Source organism: Bartonella gliris, from assembly GCF_045277155.1.
In the GTDB taxonomy this organism is placed as follows: domain Bacteria; phylum Pseudomonadota; class Alphaproteobacteria; order Rhizobiales; family Rhizobiaceae; genus Bartonella; species Bartonella gliris.
This window is the reverse complement of the sequence record NZ_CP123962.1, coordinates 1,274,004-1,294,511: the sequence shown is the minus strand read 5'-3', so window position 1 is coordinate 1,294,511 and position 20,508 is coordinate 1,274,004. Positions and strand designations below refer to the sequence as shown.

The 20,508-nt window shown below is 39.7% G+C and carries 15 protein-coding genes; 7 read left to right on the top strand and 8 right to left on the bottom strand.

Going from position 1 to position 20,508, the window contains the following annotated elements; all coding sequences use genetic code 11:
- Window positions 1-180 precede the first annotated feature (180 nt).
- Window positions 181-1,713 carry a YifB family Mg chelatase-like AAA ATPase gene (locus QHG54_RS05795; protein ID WP_406604006.1) on the bottom strand — a complete coding sequence of 511 codons (1,533 nt, stop codon included), beginning with the start codon at window positions 1,711-1,713 and terminating at the stop codon, window positions 181-183.
- Window positions 1,714-2,115: 402 nt separating this feature from the next.
- Between QHG54_RS05795 and QHG54_RS05790 the strand changes: the two genes are divergently transcribed.
- Window positions 2,116-4,077 carry an autotransporter assembly complex protein TamA gene (locus QHG54_RS05790; protein WP_406604005.1) on the top strand — a complete coding sequence of 654 codons (1,962 nt, stop codon included), beginning with the start codon at window positions 2,116-2,118 and terminating at the stop codon, window positions 4,075-4,077.
- Window positions 4,077-8,726: a translocation/assembly module TamB domain-containing protein gene (locus tag QHG54_RS05785; protein WP_406604004.1), complete on the top strand. Its 4,650-nt coding sequence runs from the start codon at window positions 4,077-4,079 to the stop codon at window positions 8,724-8,726. Before QHG54_RS05790 ends, QHG54_RS05785 begins: the two co-directional genes overlap by 1 nt.
- 27 nt (window positions 8,727-8,753) lie before the next feature.
- Here the strand turns inward: QHG54_RS05785 and QHG54_RS05780 are convergent, their stop codons facing one another.
- Complete coding sequence (locus QHG54_RS05780) at window positions 8,754-10,520, bottom strand: ABC transporter ATP-binding protein (protein ID WP_406604003.1); 1,767 nt, start codon at window positions 10,518-10,520, stop codon at window positions 8,754-8,756.
- A gap of 239 nt (window positions 10,521-10,759) precedes the next feature.
- On the bottom strand, window positions 10,760-11,278 hold the full coding sequence (infC, locus tag QHG54_RS05775) for a translation initiation factor IF-3 (RefSeq protein WP_317992531.1): 519 nt from the start codon (window positions 11,276-11,278) through the stop codon (window positions 10,760-10,762).
- 189 nt (window positions 11,279-11,467) lie between these two features.
- Between infC and QHG54_RS05770 the strand changes: the two genes are divergently transcribed.
- From QHG54_RS05770 to dapE, 3 genes are all read left to right on the top strand, one after another.
- Window positions 11,468-12,247, top strand: a complete 780-nt coding sequence (locus QHG54_RS05770; protein WP_406604002.1) for an alpha/beta hydrolase — start codon at window positions 11,468-11,470, stop codon at window positions 12,245-12,247.
- Between the two features lie 33 nt (window positions 12,248-12,280).
- A complete protein-coding gene (locus tag QHG54_RS05765) occupies window positions 12,281-13,027 on the top strand; it encodes a SprT family zinc-dependent metalloprotease (protein ID WP_317992533.1) in 747 nt (248 codons plus the stop codon).
- Between the two features lie 217 nt (window positions 13,028-13,244).
- The gene (gene dapE, locus QHG54_RS05760; protein ID WP_317992534.1) at window positions 13,245-14,417 is read left to right on the top strand and encodes a succinyl-diaminopimelate desuccinylase; all 1,173 of its coding nucleotides are present in this window, start codon (window positions 13,245-13,247) and stop codon (window positions 14,415-14,417) included.
- A 48-nt stretch (window positions 14,418-14,465) separates the two neighbouring features.
- Here dapE and hemW read toward each other — a convergent pair whose 3' ends face one another.
- Window positions 14,466-15,665 carry a radical SAM family heme chaperone HemW gene (gene hemW, locus QHG54_RS05755; protein WP_406604001.1) on the bottom strand — a complete coding sequence of 400 codons (1,200 nt, stop codon included), beginning with the start codon at window positions 15,663-15,665 and terminating at the stop codon, window positions 14,466-14,468.
- Window positions 15,662-16,309, bottom strand: a complete 648-nt coding sequence (gene rdgB / locus QHG54_RS05750) for an RdgB/HAM1 family non-canonical purine NTP pyrophosphatase (RefSeq protein WP_317992536.1) — start codon at window positions 16,307-16,309, stop codon at window positions 15,662-15,664. Before rdgB ends, hemW begins: the two co-directional genes overlap by 4 nt.
- Window positions 16,310-16,629: 320 nt before the next feature.
- Here rdgB and hrcA point away from each other — a divergent pair, with 320 nt between their 5' ends.
- Both hrcA and grpE read left to right on the top strand, forming a co-directional pair.
- A complete protein-coding gene (hrcA, locus tag QHG54_RS05745; protein WP_317992572.1) occupies window positions 16,630-17,700 on the top strand; it encodes a heat-inducible transcriptional repressor HrcA in 1,071 nt (356 codons plus the stop codon).
- Window positions 17,701-17,822: 122 nt separating this feature from the next.
- Window positions 17,823-18,485: a nucleotide exchange factor GrpE gene (gene grpE, locus QHG54_RS05740; RefSeq protein WP_317992537.1), complete on the top strand. Its 663-nt coding sequence runs from the start codon at window positions 17,823-17,825 to the stop codon at window positions 18,483-18,485.
- 109 nt (window positions 18,486-18,594) lie between these two features.
- Here the strand turns inward: grpE and thpR are convergent, their stop codons facing one another.
- The 3 genes from thpR to QHG54_RS05725 form a co-directional block, all read right to left on the bottom strand.
- The gene (gene thpR, locus QHG54_RS05735) at window positions 18,595-19,134 is read right to left on the bottom strand and encodes an RNA 2',3'-cyclic phosphodiesterase (protein ID WP_317992538.1); all 540 of its coding nucleotides are present in this window, start codon (window positions 19,132-19,134) and stop codon (window positions 18,595-18,597) included.
- A gap of 581 nt (window positions 19,135-19,715) precedes the next feature.
- Complete coding sequence (locus QHG54_RS05730; protein WP_317992539.1) at window positions 19,716-20,012, bottom strand: HPr family phosphocarrier protein; 297 nt, start codon at window positions 20,010-20,012, stop codon at window positions 19,716-19,718.
- 6 nt (window positions 20,013-20,018) lie between these two features.
- On the bottom strand, window positions 20,019-20,429 hold the full coding sequence (locus tag QHG54_RS05725; RefSeq protein WP_317992540.1) for a PTS sugar transporter subunit IIA: 411 nt from the start codon (window positions 20,427-20,429) through the stop codon (window positions 20,019-20,021).
- Between the last annotated feature and the right edge of the window lie 79 nt (window positions 20,430-20,508).

The window sequence follows — 20,508 nt, the reverse complement described above, 5'->3', positions numbered from 1 at the left end:
TACTCCTTTTTAAAGCGATGTTTATCCACCTGCCAACCCCATTTGTGATGTGTAAGAGAATGGTTTCATTTGATTCAACATAAACAGGTTTGAAATGAGAGAATCTTACCGTATTTTGGACTCTTATTCAGCATGTAAAACGATAAATTCTCTTTATAATCAATATATTGCATATTTTATTTAGGCCAGAGTTTTTAATCTTTCAGTGCCTAGGCGATAGGAAATAGCTTCTGCGAGATGATGGCGTGAAAGATGGTCTGATTCTTCAAGATCAGCAATAGTGCGTGCAACTTTGAGAATACGATGATAGGCACGTGCAGAAAGGTGCATCTTTTCACTCACATCCCGTAACAGTATAGCCGCCTTTTGATCAGGAATAGCAATTTGTTCAATGATTTTAGCAGGACAATCGCCGTTGGTACGAATATGGTCAAGCCCTAGTTTAGTAAAACGTTTAGTTTGAATAGCACGACACCGTGCGACACGTTTTGCAACAGCGCTGCTTTTTTCTGATTGTTCTGGTTGCATAAGATCCATGGCTGTTAAAGCAGGAACATCAATGCGTAAATCAATTCGGTCAAGCAGGGGACCAGAAATACGAGACTGATAATCGATTTGACAGCGTATTCCTTTAGCACAAACATGTCCTTTTTCACCTGCCATACCACATCGACAAGGGTTCATTGCAGCAATGAGTTGGATACGGGCAGGGTAGCTGATATGATGGTTAGCACGGGCGATAACACATTCTCCGCTCTCTAAAGGTTGACGAAGAGAATCAAGAACCTGTGGGGAAAATTCAGGTAACTCGTCAAGAAATAAAACGCCATTATGTGCAAGTGAGACTTCTCCTGGTCGTGCTTTAAGGCCACCACCAATCATTGCTGCCATGGAAGCAGAATGATGTGGGGCACGAAAGGGGCAGTGGAGAGAAATGGTATTATGGACTGTTTCTCCTGTAATAGAAGCGATCAAAGAAACATCTAAGAGCTCACGGCTGTCAAGCGGTGGTAAAATGGAAGGTAAGCGTTGAGCTAACATAGACTTTCCTGCACCAGGGGGACCTACAAACAAAAGGTTATGTCGTCCAGCTGCGCAAACTTCTAACGCACGTTTGGCAGTTTTTTGTCCTTTAATTTCGCAAAGATCTGGAAGCTCAGTTTGAATTGTATATTGGCGTGGTTGTGGGCGTTTTTGTATTTGGGTTCCTTTAAAATGATTGACCATGGTGAGAAGAGTCTCAGGTGCGAGAATGTTCATTTCTGCATTTGCCCATGCTGCTTCAGGTCCGCATGGGTGAGGACAAATAAGCCCTTTATCAAGTGATAAAGCTGTCATTGCAGCTGGTAAAACACCATTGACGGCTGTAATTGACCCATCCAGCGATAATTCTCCTAAAATGATGTAATCTTGCGCTACATCAGGAGGAAGAATCTCCATAGCAAGCATTAAGCCTACGGCAATTGGCAAATCATAATGTGATCCCTCTTTAGGTAAATCAGCTGGTGCAAGATTAATGGTAACCCGTTTGTTAGGCATAGAAAGCCCGCAAGCACGGAGAGCTGCTTGCACGCGTTCACGACTTTCTGCGATTGCTTTATCTGGCAATCCAACTATAGCCATCCCTATTTTACCAGAGGAAATCATAACCTGTACATCAACAGGTACCGCTTCTAGACCGCGAAAAGCAACAGTTGTAACACGCGCGATCATCAGTTTTTCCCCCCTTTTTAACTTGGAAGAAACAATCATATCTGCGCATAAAAATCAAGAAGTGTCCGTATGGTTTTTTGGGGTGAGAGATCTATATACATGTCCAAGTTTTTGTAATGCAATCATGGATAGTAATTTGCACAAATTTAACCATGATAATATGCGGCGAAATAAAACGTTTATAATGCGCTAAATGAATATGCTAGGAAAAAAGAGTGGAGCTGTTTGTGTTGCACAGCAGTGTAGCACTTCTTGAATATAAGGGGGGATGGCGTTATGTCTTTCAAGAAAAAAGTGTTATTTGATGTGAGCAAACGTATGAAATATTGCAAGTAGATATATTTATCTTTTTTGTTTGATGTTATTTATAAAGATGTAAATGTACTAAAGGTATCTGATTTGATGATATGTCGGACACGGATTTTGTTAAAATCAGGAATCATGCGCAGTGTATTTATAGCTCTATGCTTTGTTTTTGCTTTTCCGCAGCCGCTTGCAGCATTTGAGTTTTTAGGTATTCCTCTTTTTGGTCAAAAAAAACCAAATTCCTCTTCTAATATTGGCGGTACAGAGAAATTTTATAAAGTTGATGTCGTTGCATCACCAGGTGCACCGCCAGAAGGTGTTAAAATAGTTAAGGCTGTATCTTCCCTTGTTGCTGATAAAGATAAAGCCTTATCTAGTTCTTCTGGTTTGTTGGCTAAAGCCCGTTCGGATTATCGGGCAATTCTTTCTGCTCTTTATGCTGATGGACGCTATGGTGGTGTTATTAGTATTAAGATTAATGGTTTGGAAGCTGCTGATTTGAGTCCCATGACTCAACTCCCAGCACAATCCAACATTGTTATTACGATTGATGCCGGTCCACGATATGTTTTTAGTGTTGCAGGTATTGATAAAGTTGCTCCATTCGTAAAATATAAAACCAATAAATTGCACACGATTGAAGAGTTGGGCTATAAAGTTGGAGCTGTTGCTAAATCTGAAACCATTCTTAAAGCAGAAAGATGGGCGCTTGAAGGATGGCGTCGACAAGGTTATGCTAAAGCTAAAATTATTAACAGTGAAGTGATTGCTGACCATGCTGCACGTCTCATTGATGCGCAGATTGCGGTTGATCCTGGACGAGAGGCTTATTACGGTCCTTTAAGTGTGCGTAACATTAGTAAGAAGCCACGCGTAGATTCAGCTTACATCGCATGGATGACAGGATTAAAGCTAGGTCAAAAATACGATTCTAATGCATTGGCTAAGGCTAATGAACGACTTGCACGACTTGACGTTTTTCGTGCTGTAAATCTACGTGAGGCTGATGCAATTAATCCTGATGGTAGTTTACCGCTTACCCTTGTTGTACAAGAACGTAAGCCACGACGTTTCGGTGTTGGTGGTAGTTATTCAACATTAGATGGTGCGGGTTTTGAATCTTACTGGATGCATAAAAATCTTTTTGGCCATGCAGAACTTCTTAAAATCGAGACAAAAATAAGCGGTGTCGCCAGTCATAAGAAGCAATCTTATAATTTCAAAAATTTTGATTATCTTTTCGGAGGTACATTTATAAAGCCTGGTGTACTTACTCCTGATACGGATTTCAGAACAGAATTAAAAGTGCAGCAAGATGTCTTAGATAATTACATGACAAAAGCCATCAGAGGAAAATTGGGTATTACGCACATCTTCAATAGTGATTTATCGGGGCAGGTTGCTGTAGAAGTTTCTAATGGTTATTCACGTGATGTCTATTTGGGGAGCCGTAATTTTACAACAATTGGGTTACCGAGTGGTTTGATTTATGATAGTCGTGATAATAAGTTCAATGCGACGAAAGGTTTGTATGGTGAAGCGATTGTTGAACCTTTTTATGAAATGCGCTTTAGCAGTTTTGTGACAAAAATGACTGTGGAAGGACGTTCTTATTGGACGTTGGATGAAAAGGATCGTTTTATTTTTGCAGCGCGGGCAAAGCTTGGTACGATTGTTGGGAGCGATGCAGCATATGTACCTTCAGATACTCTCTTTTTTGCTGGTGGTGGCGGATCTGTTCGCGGTTATGCGTATCGCAATATTGGTATCAAAACAGAAAATAATGCTGTTATTGGTGGGCGGGCGCTTGTTGAGGGTTCGGCAGAATTACGTCTTTCTTTAAATGATAAGATAGGGTTTGTCGGTTTTCTTGATGGAGGTCTTGTAGGAGAAAAGGCGCATTTTGATTTTTCTCAAAAAATTAAATGGGGAGCTGGTATTGGAAGCCGTTATATGACAGGCCTCGGTCCTTTACGGATTGATTTAGCCTTTCCTCTTAAGCGAGAAAAAGGTGATCCTCGCGTTGGTTTTTATGTGGGTATAGGGCAAGCATTTTAATGAAAAAAAGTGTGCGTTTATTGATTTTCTTATCTGGACTTTTTTTTCTTCTGGTGAGCACTTTTGTTTTTACGCAGGGAGGCAAGACAGCTGCTAGCGAAGTCACAGCGGATGATCGTTCATGGTTTGTCTCTTTAATTGAACGCAGACTTTCAACGCCTAATCGGCAAGTTCGTTTACATAATATGCAGGGGACCTTGTCTTCTCAAACGTCAATTGATGCCATTACCGTTAGTGATAAAAAGGGTGTTTGGCTTAAAATTACCAATGCTAAAATGGATTGGAATCGCTTATCGTTGCTTAAGGGGCGCATAGATATTAACCAGCTTTCGGTAGAACGGATTACGTTTTTACGCAAACCATATGGGTCTACCCTTATTTCTTCTATTGAAGCGAGAAAATTCTCTCTTCCAAAATTGCCACTTGCCATTTCTATCAATACGCTTACGGCTAAACATGTGGCGTTTGAACAGAACCTTTTTGGTTTTTCTGCTGATGTGTCGTTAAAAGGACACCTGACTTTGGCTAATGGTGACTTTGATGTTGATATAGCAGCGCACCGTTTAGATGCACCAGGTTCTTTTTCTGTTCTAACAAAGATATCCGATAGTGACCGTACAGCTAAAATTGATATTTCTGCTGATGAACCGAAAAATGGCATTGTGGCTAATATTCTTCACATTGAAAAGCGCCCTGCATTAAATCTTGCTATTAAAGGTGAGGGTACTTTTGATGATTTGCTTGTCAAACTTTATTTAGAGGCAGATCATCACCCTATTTTAGATGGCAATGTTGTTCTTGCAAGTATTTCAGAAGGACAGAGTTTTTCTACTAAACTGGTGGGTACGCTTGGCCTTTTAATGCCTCCTCAATATCGTAATCTCTTCGAATCTGATGTCATGCTGGAAACAGAGGCAAGGGTGACAAGAGAAGGTGTAACGCATCTTGATCGTATGGTCATTCAAGGGAAAGCAATGAATGTTGTGGCCAATGCTGAAATAACAGCAGATGGATTTTTACGTCGGCTTTTTATTGATGGTAAAATGACGCTTGATAAGGAAGAGGAGTCTGCGCATCTACCAGTATCAGAAGCACCAAAGCATGCGGATAATCTTGCTTTAACCATTGACTATGGCCGCGAAGGGCAACAATCCTGGAATGGACGCCTTGTTGTACATCATTTGAGCAATCAAAATATTCATATTCGTGATGCAATTTTTGATATGGGGGGAGTGAGCGAAAATCTTGATGATGCAGCTTCTCGTCATGTTGGTCTTCAGGTTAATGGAACGCTTCAGGGGGTTACAAAGACAAAGGGTGTGTTGGCAGAAAATTTAAACCAAACGGTTCATGTGCATCTAGATACTGATATTATTTCTAGAAAACCAGTTTTGATTCATGATTTTAGTGTTACAGCTCAAGGTTTTTCTGCTTGGTTAAGAGGAACAATGGACCATTTTGTTTTTACAGGCAATCTTGGTTTAAAAGCACAAACATTTGCTCCCTTGGGCCTGTTAAGTGAACAACCACTTTCTGGTAGTGCAGATATTAAAGCCGAAGGAACAATTGGTTTAATGAGTGGCACTTTTGATCTTGTGTTATCAGGAATGGCCAACAATATGAAAATAGGCGTGGAACCTTTTGATCGTTTATTCAAGGGAAATCTTACGCTTTCAGGTGGCGCTGCTCGAAACACGATGGGTTTAGTTTTACGTCGTTTGGATCTGAAAAATCAATATGCGAACATAAAGGCCGATGGACGTTTTTCAAGTGAGAGCGCTAAGATGGATATATTTGCTCAAGTATCTGATCTTGCCATGTTGGATCCGAGGATAAGTGGTGCTCTCACAATCCAGAGTGCTGCCAGAGGAAAAAACGGTCGTATAACGCTTAACACACGTGCCCATGTTGCGGAAGCGTTTTTGGTAGGCAAAAAACTTGAGAATACAACATTTGTTATCAATACAGTGGTGGATAATACATCGCCAATTGCTTCTTATTTAACAGGCTTTGTAGAAGGTGAAGGAACTTTCGCTGAAAAGCCATTGCATGTATCTGCTTCGTTTGGGGAAGCCAATCAGAGTCGAAAGCTTCAAAATATCAATATTAAAGGAGGGAACGCGAAGATAACCGGTAATCTTTCTCAAACACTTGAGGGTTTTGTGACAGGAGCTTTGCATATTGACGCTGACGATATTTCAGTGCTTTCTGCATTGTTTTTGCAGGAAGGTGGTGGAAAAGTAAAAGGAGATTTTGTTTTTGATCAACACAATGGCAGACAAAAAGCCAATATGAAAGCACATGTTGATCGTTTTAGTTTTGCAAAGAATAAAATTAAGAAGTTAGAAGTCAAAGGTGATATATTTGATCCCTTCGGCACGGCACAGTTTGAAGGCTTTATTAATGCGGAGCATATCCAAACGCCTTTGATGATGGTTAATCGTTTAAAGGCCAACGCCAATGCCAACGATGGGCAAACAGTTTTTACTGTTCAAGCAATGCTGCACAATAATATAAATGCAAAGCTTTCTGGTCGTGTCATTACGCAAGGACTTCCAGCAGACATGAAACGAGAAGTACATATTGAAACTCTTGACGTGAAACAATCCAGTTTTCATGCAATATTGCCTAAACCAGCTACAATTGTTTTTGATAAAGATGGGATAGTGGTCAATAAATTAGGACTTTCTGTCAATGGCGGCAATGTTGTCCTTGCGGGTAACTTTTACGATACCCTTAATTTGCATCTTATAATGAATGCTCTTCCTGTTGCTTTAGCTAATCTATGGAAACCTGATCTTGGAGCTGCTGGTACTTTAACAGGGCAGGTTATGATTCGGGGTCATTTAAAGAAGCCTTATATGACCTATGATATAAAAGGTGAGGGGCTGACGACAGCTATTTTTCAAGATAAAAAAATAATGCCTTTTGTGCTTTCTGCTACAGGTAAAACAGTAGACAAAATTCTTACTGTAAATGCAAATTTAACGGGAGAAGGGATACAAGCGCAAACACAGGGCACTGTATCTTTAGATAAAAATAAACTTGATCTCCATATTAATTTGCAAGATTTATCTGCGCGGTTGGTTAATAGTTTTATTGAAGGGCAAGCGTTAGAAGGAACGGTAAGAGGCAAGGTCGATATTGGTGGAACAATGAATGATCCATCTGCTCATTTTGAGCTTTCTAGTCAAAACTTGACCGCTATGACGCATAAAGGACTTATGTCGATCAATATGAATACCCGCGGTTCTTACAAAAAATCGACTTTTCATATTGAGAATATGATAGCAACTGGAGATAAAGGATTAGATCTCTCCATAAATGGGCCTATTTCTTTCAATGGTTCAGAGGCAAAATTGAATGTTAAAGGGATAATACCTCTTGCTTTTATTGATCTCTTGTTAGCTAAGCGCGGTGCGCATATGACGGGTACAGCCAGAATTGATGCAACTCTTAATGGTGAATTATTTAAGCCACAGTTGGTAGGGCATCTTTCTATAGCCGATGGTAGCTTTTTTGATTCAAAAACAAATTTAGGATTAAAAAATATAAGAATTGAAGGTAAATCGAATGGCGATCATATTCTTATAGAGAAAGCTTCAGCTTCTTCATCTGAGGGGGGATCAATTTCTGCTTCAGGCCGTATCTCTCATGATCTAGAGACAGATTTGGTACTTCATCTTGATCACGCCAATTATAATGATGGTTCTATGATTCTTGCAACGTTGTCCGGTAAGATGACAATGACGGGTCATTTTTTAAGTAACCTTGTTATTGGTGGTGATGTCATCGTTGAAAAAGCTGAAATTCTTGTTCCCGATCATTTTCAGAACGCAAAATTTCTTGATATTAAAAATAGGAATTTAACTAAATCGATTCAAAAAACGCTCGAACGTGCTGATGTTAAAATCACTACCAAAACGCGTGATATCTCTCAAGAGTCTTCATCTGTTGTGTTTTCAGATATGCGTATTACGGCACACAATCAGTTTTTTGTACGGGGGAGAGGGTTAGATACCGAACTGGGAGGACGCATTAACTTAGCAGGACCCTTGAATGATGTCCATCCAGTTGGTGAGTTTCGGATGATTCGTGGACGTTTTGATATTCTTTCACAGCGCCTTAATTTTGATCAAGGACAAGCGAGTTTTAGCGGTAACCTTAATCCTACGGTTTATTTTGTGACCAACAATAATAGTGGTGATATTCGCGTTACTGTAACTGTAAGTGGAACGATTGATAATCTTGATATTAATTTTTCTTCACAACCGAATTTGCCACAGGATGAAGTTTTAGCGCGTTTGATTTTTAATCGTTCTCTTAACGAATTATCACCATTTCAAATTGCTCAACTTGCGGCAGCGGCAGCTGAACTTGCAGGTGCTTCTAATACGTCTTTATTAAATGCATTACGGACTAAAATTGGTCTTGATGATCTTGATGTTATCGTTGATGAAAAGGGTAATACGGGCTTGCGTGTTGGACGTTACATACACAATAACGTTTACTTAGGTTTTGAGGCGGGGTCAGATGGGACGACGAAGGGAACAATTAATTTGGATATTTCACGTCATCTTAAAGCTAAAGGTGCCATAGGGAATGAAAAGAATTCTAGTGTTGGCCTATTTTATGAAAAAGACTATTAAGGATTGAAATTTTTAGAATTCAATCGCTTAGAACATTTGCTTTTTGAATTGGATGTGATGAAGCTTTTTGTAAAAGCCATTTTCTTTTGCTAGCAATTCTTTCTGGGTGCCTTGTTCAATCAGTTGCCCATTTTGGATTACAACGATTTTATCAGCGCGAACGATTGTTGAAAGGCGATGGGCGATAACAATAGTTGTACGCCCTTTAGTGAGTTGATGAAGTGCTTCACTAATTTGGGCTTCTGTATGTGAGTCCAAAGCGCTTGTTGCTTCATCAAGAATCAAGATCTCGCTATCATGAAGCATTGCTCTGGCGATGGCGAGTCGTTGTTTTTGTCCACCTGAAAGCTTACTGCCATTATCGCCTATCTGTGTGTCATAACCGTTTGGCAACTCCATAATAAAGTCATGAGCATTGGCTGTTTTTGCTGCTTTTATAATGTCTTTATCACTGGCATCTTTTTTTCCAAGTCCAATATTATATTTAACAGTTCCTTGAAAGAGAAAAGTATCCTGCCCTACATAGGCCATAAGGTTTCGAAGGGAGCGAAATGTAGTGTAGCGGATGTCTTGACCATTGATCAATACGCGTCCGTGTGTAGGGTCATAAAGGCGCATAATAAGGTTGATAAGAGTTGATTTTCCTGAACCAGAGGGTCCCACCAATGCTGTCATTTTCCTAGGCTCTATTTCTAGATTGATGTCTTTTAACACCATCTGGTTATCCGTATATGCGAAAGAAACATGTTCGAAACGAATAGCCCCTTGCGTTTTATCCAGATCTTTAGCTTCTTTATGCTCTATCAATGTAAGGGGAGTGTCGAGTATTTCAAACATTGTACGGATATTGACTAAGCCAGATTCAATTTTAACACGTACATTTGCTAACCTTTTTGCAGGTTCGTAAGCTAGAAGTAAAGCGACAATAAAAGACATCAATTCACCTTGAACGCCTGCACGTTGGTTTGCAAGGTAACCGGAAAAACAGATAATACCTGCGATGGCGACGCCAGCGAGTGTTTCCATAATTGGATTTGTAATGGCTTCAAGTTTTGCAATACTATTTGCTTGTTTTTCAACATCACAAATGGCTTGATTCATGCGTTTTTTCATCAGTTCTTCTAATGAAAAGGCTTTAATGACCCGAATACCAATAGTACTTTCTTGCACAATTTTGATAATTTCACCGAGCGAAAGAAGTTCTTTTTCCACAAGGCTACGAACACGTTTTAACGCCATTCGAACACCAAAAAAAGCCAGTGGCCCTACTATTAATGTAATAGTGATTAACGCAAAATTTTGAATAAACATAACAAGTAGCAGACCGCTAACGGAGAGCAAATCACGTACAAAGGTTGTGATAATGGTATCAATGACATTACGGGCTGCTGTCGCGTTATGGGTCACACGGACAAGAAGATCGGATGAAGTATTATTTTGGTAAAAGGAGACTCCCTGTTCCATAAGGCGCGCATAGATTTTGCGTTGTTGTTCAGCAACGATACTGTTGCCTGCTTTGCTTAGAAAATAAATTTGGGCAAAAGTCGCAATCCCTTTGAGAATAAAAATGCAAGCAATGATGCTAGACACCAAAACAATCATACTAAAGTTTTGCGCATCAATAATATAATTGACAACATCACGCATCATCCATGCGCTGGCTGCAGTTGTGCAGGAAATGATAATCATTGAAAAAATAGCTGCACTGTACCAATGCACATGTTTATGAAAATTTTCTCGTAAAAGACGAATGATAAGCTGTTTATCAAAAGAGGAAATTTGTTTTTTGATCATACAGCGCTTCTATATACTATCATTGTTGTATGCAAGACCGAGGCACTCTTTCAATTAAAGACGTTTAACTTTTTTATAAAGAAGTGCCCTCCTAGAGAGAGATGAGTTCATGATACCCACCACTTTCAAGAAGCACTACAACAATCATATGCAGTGCTCTTAAAATTACATTCATACGCTTACTTTAGGTAAGTTGTGCGCTATCGCTGTATTGCGCTCTCTGTTATTTCAATAAAAAATCATTTAGGCGCTATCACCATCATCATTTGACGGCCTTCGAGTTTTGGCTCAGATTCGATCTTAGCAATCTCACTTGTATCTTCCTTAACCCGCTGAAGAAGTTTCATTCCAAGATCTTGGTGCGCCATTTCACGACCGCGAAAACGTAAAGTAATCTTCACTTTATCACCGTTACCAATAAAGCGATGAACAGCCCTCAGCTTGACTTCATAATCATGAATATCAACATTTGGACGCATCTTAATTTCTTTGATCTCAATGATTTTTTGTTTTTTGCGTGTTTCAGCCGCTTTTTTTTGGGTTTGATATTTCAGTTTTCCTAAATCGACAATTTTACACACGGGAGGGTCTGCATTTGGTACAATCTCAACCAAATCAAGCCCAACATCTGCAGCCATAGCAAGTGCTTCTTGTGTTGAAACAATCCCCTGATGTTGTCCCTCATCATTGATGAGTTGAATGCAGGGAACCCGAATATCCTGATTTGAACGTGGCCCATCTTTCTGGGTGGGTGTCATTTTAAACGGTCTGCGAATGGTTTATGCTCCTTAATTTGATTCATCTACTACACCCTATTTAATATACAATTATATACGGAAAAACAACTAGAATTCGTTTCATTATTTGATTTATGGTTTTGAGACTTGACTTGGAAGATAGAGCTTTTTCTTTTATAAGTAAGAATGTTGCATGGAGGAGGAATAATAATGGACCAAAATATTTCTTGCCAATTTTTTCAATTTGAAGAAACTGCACTTGCAGTACGTCATCGCAAAGGCTCTCGCTCTCCTGGTTTGGTTTGGCTTTCGGGTTACCAAGCTAATATGCTGGGGAGCAAGGCGATAATGGTTGACGGTTTTGCTCAAAAGAATGACTTATCCTGTTTACGTTTTGATTATTCTGGCCATGGAGAATCTGAGGGGGATTTTTTTCAAGGGACGATTTCACGTTGGGTTAAGGAAAGTTTAGCAGCTTTTGAAACCTATTGTGAAGGACCACAAATTTTGATTGGTTCTTCTATGGGGGGGTGGATTGCTCTCAAGCTTGCTTTGATGCTTGCGCAAAAAAATAGGATGCTTGCAGGTATGGTGTTGATTGCACCGGCACCTGATTTTACGCAAACATTGGTGGAATCAGAGTTAGGGCCGGAAGAATGGAAAATTTTGGAAGAAAAAGGATATATTGAGCGGCCTGCAGTTGGTGATGAAGAGCCGATGCCCTTTACAAAAGCATTGATTGAAGATGGGCGCAACAACTGCGTCATGAAAGGATGCATTGATGTTGGCTGTCCAGTCCATATTTTACAGGGGATGGAAGATGAGGATGTACCCTATCAGCACACATTGACTTTACTTGATCATTTGCCTTTACACGATGTAACACTGACACTCGTTCGTGATGCAGATCATCGGTTTTCGCGTCCGCAAGATTTGGATTGCTTAGAAACAGTATTGAAATCGTTGATTGATCGGATTAATGCAGGATAAGAGTCAAATTCATTGATGATGAAGACATAATGCATGAGTGTTTACGAGCAGTCCTTTATTTTCTCTGATCGCATTGTGCCTCTGCACGTGCGCGAACATAAACACGCGCGCCGTTTCACATTACGTATTGATGCGAGCCGACAGGGCATTTATTTAACAACACCGCCCGCGACAAGTCTTTGTTCGGTTCAGGGGTTCATTGAAAAGCACCGATCTTGGATTGAGGCACGCCTTGCTTGCGTACAAGTTTCTCATGAAAGTGCTTATCTCAAAGAAGGTACAACGATTCCTTTATTGGGTGTTACACATACTATAAGACATAGAGAAGGGCGTGGAGTAACTGAAATTGTTGCAGGTAATGCGGGAAAAGAACCACAAATTATCGTTTATGGTCATTTGGAATATTTGCCAAGGCGTGTTTCTGATGTTTTAAAAAAACAGGCTGAAATCATTATAACACCATTGGTAAAAAGTTATGCGCATAAAATAGGGCGTGAGGTTAAATCAATCCGCTATAAAGATACCAAAAGTCGTTGGGGATCTTGTTCAGTAGATGGGCGCCTCTCTTTTTCATGGCGTCTTGTTATGGCGCCAAAAGAAGTTTTTGAATATGTTGTTGCGCATGAGGTAGCCCATCTTATCGAAATGAATCATGGACCAAGATTTTGGACTCTTTGTGAAAAACTTTGTCCCAACAGTAAAGTGTATCGTACTTGGTTAAAAAAAAATGGTCATATGTTGCAAACGATCAATTTTCATTCATATCGGTTGGAGATATGAAAAAAAACCTTTAAGAAAGCAATATTAATGGAACTTTTTGTATAACATTTCATTATGTATATGTTTTGTCATGCATGGTGAGAAACCATTGAAGCCTCAGCATGATTGTCTTCCCCTGCGTTATCTGCTGAGTGTCTTCAATGTTTTTGCTTTATCTTTTTTGTAATTTAGCTTAATAATTTCTGATAACTCTTAAATTCAAATTGGAAGAGCGTCTATGACTGTTCTTACAGATCCACTTAAGCTATCACAGGCGCTTATCCGTTGTCCTTCTGTTACGCCTCATGAAGCGGGTGCCTTATCAACTTTGGAAAAAATTCTAAAAGAGATAGGGTTTAATGTTGAGCGTCCCATTTTTAGGGATAAAGATACAGAAGATGTTGAAAATCTTTATGCAAAAATGGGGAAAGAAGGACCGCATCTTATGTTCGCTGGTCACACGGATGTAGTGCCACCAGGTGAGTTGGAAAATTGGACCTATCCTCCTTTTGAGGGTGTGGTAGATCAAGGGAAATTATACGGACGGGGTGCTGTTGATATGAAGGGCGGGATCGCTTGTTTTATTGCGGCTCTGGCTCGGACTCTTGAAAAACAGCCCATTAAAGGAATGGTAAGCCTTTTGATCACTGGTGATGAAGAAGGTCCTGCACTTAACGGTACGGTAAAACTTCTAAAATGGGCAGAGCAAAAAGGTGAAAAATGGACTGCAGCCCTTGTGGGAGAACCAACAAGCGTAAAAACTGTTGGTGATGTGATCAAGATTGGTCGCCGAGGATCACTTTCTGGTATTATTACAGTTAAAGGCTGCCAAGGCCATGTTGCTTTTCCTGAGCGGGCAGCTAATCCATTACCTTTAGCAAGTAAGCTTATTCAAGCGTTGACACAAACTGCTTTAGATCAGGGAACGGAAAATTTTCAACCCAGTAATTTGGAATTAACAACCATTGACACGGGGAATCCGGCAGTGAACGTTATTCCAGCGCAAACAACAATTCGTTTTAATGTACGCTACAACGATCTTTGGACAAAAGAAACGCTTATGACAGCAATTGAAAAGCGTCTTGCTTCAGTGCAATCAAAGGATAATAATAATCAATTACCTTGTTATCAGCTTGAATGGGTGCAAAGTTTAGGAAGTGTTTTTTTGACCAAAAATGATAACCTCATTAAAACTTTGTCAAAGGCGATTGAGAGTGTGACAGGGAATATGCCGGAATGCTCAACTTCAGGAGGCACTTCGGATGCACGATTTATCAAGGATTATTGCCCAGTAGTTGAATTTGGTTTACCGGGGCAAACTATGCACATGGTGGATGAGTGTGTAGCGCTTGATGCAATCGAAAACCTCACTTCTATTTATGAACGTTTCATTGTTGATTTTTTTTCTTAGAGAAGCAATCTCTTTTGAATGTGATGGCAGGTTGAAATTAGGAGCGGTTTAGTTTGCTAGTTGGCTGATAATGTAGTCAAGAAGAATGCGTCCTTTTCTGGTCACTTTTAAGCGCTGGTTTTCTACTATTTCTACAAGCCCTTGTTGTTGTAAATCGATAAGTTTTTCCATTGGTAAGCTATTGGGGCTTAAATTTTCATAGCGTGTAAGATCCAAACCTTCACAAAGACGCAAGCCCATGAGGAGCATTTCGTTTGCTTGTTGTACTGTGGTTAATTGTTCTGTCTCAATACAACCATGTCCGGTAGTTTCTACCAATTCGAGCCAATGTTCAGGATATTTTTCATTTATTGTGACATAGCGTTCATAGTTTTCAGTTTGAGGTGAAGATACTTTTGAACAAGCAGAGAAATTATTCAGCGGGTGTTCGATAAAACGTCCATGTGCTCCTGGTCCAAAACCTGCATATTCATGATAACGCCAGTAAAGAAGATTATGCGCTGATTCGGCACCGGGAATTGCATGATTTGAGATCTCATAGGCTGGAAGTCCGTGCAGTGAAGTTATTTCTTGGGTAAGATGATACAGATCTGCAGCGAGTTCTGATGCGGGGAGGATAAGTCTTCCTGCGGCATGAAGCCGTTTAAAGGCGGTTCCTTCTTCGATAGTCAGTTGATAAAGAGAAAGATGGTCTGCTGCCAGATCAATGGCTTGGAAAAGTTCATATTTCCATTGTTGGAGTGTTTGTTCGGGGCGTGCATAAATGAGATCAAAAGATAAACGTGGAAAGATTTTTCGTGCTAAGGCAATAGCATGAAGAGCCTGCTTCACATCATGGAGACGACCAAGTTGTCGTAGTGCTTTATCATTAAGCGCTTGTACACCTAGGGACAAACGGTTAACTCCTGCCGCACGATATCCGCGAAAGCGTTCTGCTTCCACACTGGATGGGTTGGCTTCAAGTGTAATTTCAGCTTTATCATTGACTGTCCACTTTTTTGCAATCGCTTCTAATAAGGCATTAACAGTTTGAGGAGTCATAAGAGAGGGGGTCCCCCCACCAATAAAAATACTCGTAATATGACGTGGACCTATTTTATGATATTGTGTTTCTATTTCGCGTTCAAAAGCGGCTACAAAACGTGGTTGATCAACCCCATTTACGCGAACATGTGAATTAAAGTCACAATAGGGGCATTTGGCAGCGCAAAAAGGCCAATGAATGTAAATACCAAAAGCTTCATTCATGAGAGTACCAGAAGATTTTCTGCCAGAAGCTTGAAAGCACGTGCACGATGCGAGAGAGGTGTTTTATCGTTGAGTTTCCAGCCATGTTTTTGCTCTGTTGTCATTTCGCCAAAGGTATTTTTATATCCATCTGGTAAAAAAATGGGATCAAAGCCAAAACCTTTATCGCCGCGTGGAGGCCAAATAAATGTACCTTCAACGTATCCGCGGAAATAATCAGCATGAGCATCGGGCCATGCAATGCAGATAACCGATATAAACCGACATTTTCTCTGGATTTTTTCATAAGCTCCGATTTTTTGGAGTTCGTTTTCTATTTTTTGCATAGCTTTTGAATAATTACGTGTGCCATCGGGTTGAAGAGCGAGGTCAGCTGTATAAACACCTGGTGCACCACCCAATGCATCCACTTCTAAGCCTGAATCATCAGAAAGAGCAGGAAGTCCTGTATTTTTTGCGGCTGCAAAGGCTTTGATATAAGCATTTTCTTCAAACGTTGTTCCTGTTTCTTTTGGTTCAGGCAATCCAAGCTCTTTTGCTGATTGTATTTTTAGGTCGAAGGGGGTGAGCAATGTATTAATTTCATGTAATTTGCTGGTGTTATGTGTAGCAATGACGAGTTTTTTGTTTGTTATGCTTCTCATTATATATTTCTCCAAAATAAAAAGAGGGTAGCTATTTTTTATGCTAAAAACCAGCTTGAACGATCGTATAATATAAGTTCTGTCGATTTTAGGAGACACAATTTTTTTGAATGTTTATTCATATTCCGTTTAAATGAAATCTTACCTATTTTATGAGGAGAATGATTGGAAAGACATATAAAAGTATCTTTCTTTTTAATGATAGCATTTTTTTTATGATAAATATGTATTATGCTTTCGCACTGCTTTAGACTATTTGACCAAACCTTGGCAAAACTTATATAAGAAGAGAGTATTTTTAAAGTAGTGAAACAATTGTGATGAAGCGCAAACCTATTGATAATGAACTAAAATATCTTGATGAGCGTTCACGTGATATCTTTCGTCATATCGTTGAAGCCTACCTTAATGATGGTGAGCCTGTGGGATCACGAAATCTTTCACGGCTTTTGCAACAGACATTATCACCTGCTACAATTCGCAACGTGATGAGTGATCTTGAACATCTTGGTTTAATTTATGCACCTCATGTATCTGCAGGAAGAATGCCGACACAATCAGGTTTACGATTTTTTGTCGATGCATTTATGGAAGCGGGTGATTTGCCAACTGAGGAGCGCGAAAGTATTGAAACCCAAGTCAAGGAAGCTGGTCATGCACAATCAATAGAACATTTTCTCGTCCAAGCTAGCCAAGTTCTTTCAGATCTTTCACGTGGAGCAGGATTGGTTCTAGCGACAAAATATGAAGGGACGTTAAAGCATATTGAATTTGTGCGCCTTGATGGCGAACATGCTCTTGCAGTTTTAGTAACGCAACAAGGTGAGGTTGAAAATCGTATTGTTCATTTACCGGAAGGGGTTACCCATGCACAATTAACGGAGGCAACAAATTTTCTCAATGCCCATATTCAAGGGCGAACATTGAGTGAAGCTAAAGAGGAAATTGCACGTTTATGTTCAGAAACACGGGCTGCACTTGATCATTTGTCTCATCATCTTGTTGAAACAGGGTTAGCTCTTTGGGGGGGAGAAGGTGCTGATCATAAAATCCATCTTATAGTTCGTGGGCGGAGTAATTTGCTTGAAGATGTGAAGGCAGAAGAAGATTTAGAGCGGTTACGACACCTGTTTGATGATCTTGAAACCCGTGAAAGTATGGCGCAGCTACTTGATTTAACGGATGAAGGTTCAGGAGTACGTATCTTTATTGGTTCGGAAAATAAGTTGTTTTCGCTTTCTGGTTCTTCTTTAGTGGTGGCACCTTACTGTGATTCACAACAACGAGTCATCGGTGCTTTAGGAGTTATTGGGCCAACACGGCTTAATTACGCAAGAATCGTGCCTATGGTTGATTATACAGCTCAACTTGTCTCGCAGTTATTGCGTTAGAACAACCCAGACGATATTTTTTATAGACGCTCATTGTGTTAAGATGCGCAAATACCCCTTGATTTTTGTCTGTAAAATTTCGATATCGATAATAATAAATTTTATGAAGGAATGGAATTTTTATGTCTGAGGAAAAAAACAAATTTACTGACGCTTCATTGGAAAATCGCGATTTGAAAAAACCATCTGATCGTGATGCACTTAAACAAGCTGCCGATGAGTTTTTAAAAATGCGTAAAGCAGAAGCTCGCGCAGACGTTGAAGAGGAAGGAAATGAGTTTACTGATTCTTTGGCTGCTTTGCAGGATGAAAATAAGGAACTAAAAGATCAACTTTTACGTCTTGCTGCAGATATGGAAAACCTTCGGCGTCGTACTGCACGTGATGTGGCTGATGCAAAAGCTTATTCAATTGCTAATTTTGCACGCGATATGTTATCTGTTTCTGATAATCTCAATCGTGCTTTGGAGGCTATTCCAGAAGGGGCAAAGGAAAATGATGCTGGTCTGAAAACGCTAGCTGAGGGTGTTGAAATGACCGAGCGTGCAATGATAGCAGCGTTAGAACGTCATGGGGTGAAGAAAATTTATCCAGAGGGGCAAAAATTTGATCCTCACTTTCATCAAGCAATGTTTGAAATTCCTAATTCTGATGTTCCAGATAATACTGTTCAACAAGTTGTTCAGGCAGGTTATATCATTGGTGAACGTGTGTTACGTCCAGCGATAGTTGGTGTAACCAAAAGGGGAGCAAAGCAAGCTTCTGTTGAATCCGATACGGCATAAGCATTTCAACAAAAGCATTTGCAGCGCAAAACCACAGCATTACATATAGCAGCTTCACATTTTGAAACATTTCATCAGAAAAGGTTTTAAAGGGTGTTTTTAACACCTTTTATCCTTGAAGTGTCCAATTTCCTTTTACAACATAAGGAGCATCGCTTGAGGGAGATGGTGATAACAATAAGACAAAATGATTAATCTCAAAGGCAGGAAATGAAAAATCACCCCAAGAAGATAGATAAGGAGGAAGATCCTCAGGTTTGATATCGAGCAATCGTGCAAGAGTAATATGCGGGGTAAATTTCTTTTTATCAGGAGTTAACTTCAAAGAATTACGGATGTTTTGCATCTGTTCATGTAAAAGATTAAGGGTTTCACAAGGCTCAATGCGGACAACAAGAGAGTGGGGAGAATCTTCTGAACCAAAAACTTCGAAACCTCTCGTTTTTAGCACAAAAGGAGGAAGCTTTATTGTGTCAAAGGCACGAATAATCTCATCTGCCAAGGAGTTCTCAACTTCACCAAAAAAAGACAAAGTAATATGAAAATTTTGCGGATTAATCCACTCTGCGTTTGGCAAGCCATTTTGCAGCAATATAAGTTCTTCTGTTGTTTTTTGTGGAATCTGAAGAGCACTAAATAAACGTTGCATGGTATCTCCTTATAATTTAAAAACACCACCGCGAGCACAATGGCGGATGAATTGATAGTGGATTGCACCACAGGAATAGGGCAATCATATAGAAAAAGAATAGCTAAAAAATGGCTGCTATAATTATACCAAAGTTATAAAGCTTATGAATCTAAGATAATGGTTATGGTTTTAGAAAAGCTACATTTGTGTGAATTTACCTCGCAGAGGTATGCAGTTAGACTTTCATTATTAACACCACAAATACAGCCTAAAATAAGGAAAGTTAATGAATTTCTGATTGTCACATCATCTTTTACATTGGTCAAAAGTAGATGTAGAGCGACCTTAACATATCTCTATAAATATTTAATCATGCATGTAAACATAGTGATGGCTATAATGCTCAAACATTCAAATTGGTCACATATCAGTGGGAAAGTAAACTCATAAGAATGACAACAACACGGTGATTACAAGCATTCACGCTTATAATTATCGTAACGCCAATGCAAATGGAATATGAACACTGATATTTTTGCAAGAAAACGAGGAAGCCAATAAAAATAATTATGGGAAGAAGTCTTTTTTGGTAAAAAGTTTTAGTGCTCCTCTCCAAATTTATTGTTGATAAGTTTTTCAAGAGCATCGAGAGCGTCACTTGCTTCTGGTCCTGAAACGCGGATGGTGAGGTTACAACCAGGTGAAGCTGCTAACATCATAAGGCCCATAATTGATGAGCCACCAACAATTTTGCCATCCTTTTCAACTTCAACAATGGCGTTGAAATTGTCAACAGTTTGTACAAACTTTGCAGAAGCACGGGCGTGCAACCCACGTTTATTACAGATGTTGAAATGGCGACTTAATATACATGGGAGAGTATCTTTGGAAAGCATCGGTATTTAACTATCCGCTATTAAAGTCATACTTGGTACATTAATATATTTACGCCCCGCTTCTTGCGCTATTCTTAAAGCTTCTGATAATGAAATATCAGGACATTGCCGGATAGAAATCAATTTAATAAGCATTGGTAAATTAACTCCCGCAATCATTTCAACGCGTCCTTTTTCAATAGCAGGAATAGCTATATTTGACGGTGTTCCACCGAACACGTCTGTTAATATAATCACACCGTGATTTGTATCTGTAGAGGAAACTGCGGCTATAATATCACCTTGGCGCTGATCCATGTCATCATCAGGATAGACGCATACTGTTGCAAATTTTTCTTGTGTTCCAACAACATGTTCCACAGCATGCAAAAATTCAACAGCTAGCTCACCGTGCGTTACAAGCACGAGTCCAATCATTTTACAAAAACTCCTGTTAACTAAAGATCCGACCATATGGTGGGAAAGGTATTTTACAAGGCTTTGCTGTGCTGCCAAG